Genomic DNA, 2950 nt, shown 5'->3' with positions numbered 1-2950 from the left:
AAGGCTAACGCAGGGAACTGAAACATCTTAGTACCTGCAGGAAAAGAAAATAAACAATGATTCCCCCAGTAGTGGCGAGCGAACGGGGAACAGCCCAAACCACCCATGTTACGGCATGTGTGGGGTTGTAGGACCACGTCGTGGCAAGAAAGTTGGTGAGCAGAATGTTCTGGAAAGTACAGCCATAGAGCATGACAGCTGCGTATGCGAAGCCAAGCGAAGCCTAGTGGTATCCTGAGTAGCGCGGAGCACGAGGAATTCTGCGTGAATCTGCCGGGACCATCCGGTAAGGCTAAATACTCCCGAGAGACCGATAGTGAACCAGTACTGTGAAGGAAAGGTGAAAAGCACTTCGAACAGAAGAGTGAAATAGTTCCTGAAACCATGTGCCTACAAGCGGTCGGAGCACCTTCTGGTGTGACGGCGTGCCTTTTGCATAATGAACCTACGAGTTACTTTTTCCGGCGAGGTTAAGGATTTCAGATCTGCAGCCGAAGCGAAAGCGAGTCTGAACAGGGCGTATAGTCGGAAGGAGTAGACGCGAAACCAAGTGATCTACCCTTGGGCAGGTTGAAGGATGGGTAACACCATCTGGAGGACCGAACCAATAAGCGTTGAAAAGCTTCTGGATGACCTGAGGGTGGGGGTGAAAGGCTAATCAAACTTGGAGATAGCTCGTACTCCCCGAAATGCATTTAGGTGCAGCCTTGACTTATACTGGCATGAGGTAGAGCGACTGATAAGATGCGAGGGCTTCACCGCCTATCAAGTCTTGACAAACTCCGAATGCGTGTCAGTTCTATGTCAGGAGTGAGGGCATGGGTGCTAAGGTCCATGTCCTAAAGGAGAACAATCCGGACCAACAGCTAAGGTCCCGAAATGAATACTAAGTTGAACTAACGAAGTCAGATTGCTAAGACAGCTAGGATGTTGGCTTGGAAGCAGCCATTCATTTAAAGAGTGCGTAACAGCTCACTAGTCGAGGAGTTTGGCGTGGATAATAATCGGGCATAAGTATTCTACCGAAGCTTTGGGATGAGAAATCATCGGTAGGGGAGCATTCCACTCGGCGTCGAAGGTGAAGCGCGAGCTTTGCTGGAGCGTGTGGAAAAGCAAATGTAGGTATAAGTAACGATAAAGGGGGTGGGAAACCCCCTCGCCGAAAGACTAAGGTTTCCTGATCAACGCTAATCGGATCAGGGTAAGTCGGGTCCTAAGGCTCAGCCGAACGGCGAGGCCGATGGCAGAACCGGTTAATATTCCGGTACTACCTGTGGGAGTGACGTGGAGACGGAGTCGTGACAGCGCCGCGGACTGACGGAATAGTCCGTTGAAGGGTGTAGATGCTGATTGTTCCAGGCAAATCCGGAGCAAGAGTCGAACCTGACAGTATGGAGCGTTCTTAGAACAATCCAATAGTGCGTGTAATCATACTTCCAAGAAAATCCGCTAAACTTAATCCTGCAGGTACCCGTACCGCAAACGGACACACGTAGTCGGGTTGAATATACTAAGGCGCTTGAGTGATTCACGGTTAAGGAACTAGGCAAACTGACCCTGTAACTTCGGGATAAAGGGTCCTCGCTTTACGGCGAGGCGCAGAGAATAGGTCCAGGCAACTGTTTAACAAAAACACAGGGCTGTGCAAAATTGAAAGATGAAGTATACAGCCTGACACCTGCCCGGTGCTGGAAGGTTAAGAGGAGATGTCATCGCAAGAGAAGCATTGAATTGAAGCCCCAGTAAACGGCGGCCGTAACTATAACGGTCCTAAGGTAGCGAAATTCCTTGTCGGGTAAGTTCCGACCTGCACGAATGGTGTAATGATCTGGACGCTGTCTCAACCGTGAGCTCAGTGAAATTGTAGTATCGGTGAAGATGCCGATTACCCGCGATGGGACGAAAAGACCCCGTGAACCTTTACTATAGCTTAACATTGAATTTGGGTAATTGATGTGTAGGATAGGCCGGAGGCTTCGAAGCGGGCACGCCAGTGTCCGTGGAGCCGCTGTTGAAATACGGCCCTTTGATTATTTGAGTTCTAACCCGTTGTTGCGGGGACACTGTTTGGTGGGTAGTTTGACTGGGGTGGTCGCCTCCAAAAGTGTAACGGAGGCTTCTAAAGGTGCCCTCACGACGATTGGTAACCGTCGGCAGAGTGTAATGGCATAAGGGCGCTTGACTGGGAGACTTACAAGTCGATCAGGTAGGAAACTAGAGCATAGTGATCCGGTGTTTCTGTATGGAAAGGACATCGCTCAAAGGATAAAAGGTACTCCGGGGATAACAGGCTGATCCCTCCCAAGAGCTCATATCGACGGAGGGGTTTGGCACCTCGATGTCGGCTCGTCACATCCTGGGGCTGGAGAAGGTCCCAAGGGTTGGGCTGTTCGCCCATTAAAGTGGCACGCGAGCTGGGTTCAGAACGTCGTGAGACAGTTCGGTCTCTATCTATCGTGGGCGCATGAAATTTGCGTGGCTCTGACACTAGTACGAGAGGACCGTGTTGGACTGACCTCTGGTTTACCGGTTGTGCCGCCAGGTGCATTGCCGGGTATCTAAGTCGGGATTGGATAAGTGCTGAAAGCATCTAAGTACGAAGCCAGCCACAAGATTAGATTTCTCAGGGTCGTTGTAGACTACAACGTTGATAGGATGCAGGTGTACAGGCAGCGATGTCATAGCCGAGCATTACTAATTGCCCGTCCACTTTTTGCCTTCCGTGTATGGAGGTATATACGTTCAGCAATATATGGACACTTTACTTTTTTCTCATCATGTCTGCCTTATTCAGGTGACTACAGCACCGGGGTTCCACCTCTTCCCATTCCGAACAGAGAAGTTAAGCCCGGTCACGCCGATGGTACTGCGTAACAGTGGGAGAGTAGGTAGTCGCCGTTTTCAGAAGAAGCCTCCGTGTCTGATAAGGATACGGAGGCTTTGTTCGTTT

General features: G+C 50.3%; 2 rRNA genes (1 of these 2 cut by a window edge). Both read left to right on the top strand.

What is annotated here, in order from left to right:
* Positions 1-2718, top strand: a 23S ribosomal RNA gene (locus tag DWX62_RS19625); it begins 232 nt to the left of the window's first position.
* Positions 2719-2790: 72 nt separating this feature from the next.
* Positions 2791-2901, top strand: a 5S ribosomal RNA gene (rrf, locus tag DWX62_RS19620).
* Positions 2902-2950: the final 49 nt, after the last annotated feature.

It is taken from the genome of Bacteroides sp. AF20-13LB (assembly GCF_003603065.1).
Lineage (GTDB): Bacteria > Bacteroidota > Bacteroidia > Bacteroidales > Bacteroidaceae > Bacteroides > Bacteroides uniformis.
This window is presented reverse-complemented; position numbering and strand designations above follow the sequence as displayed.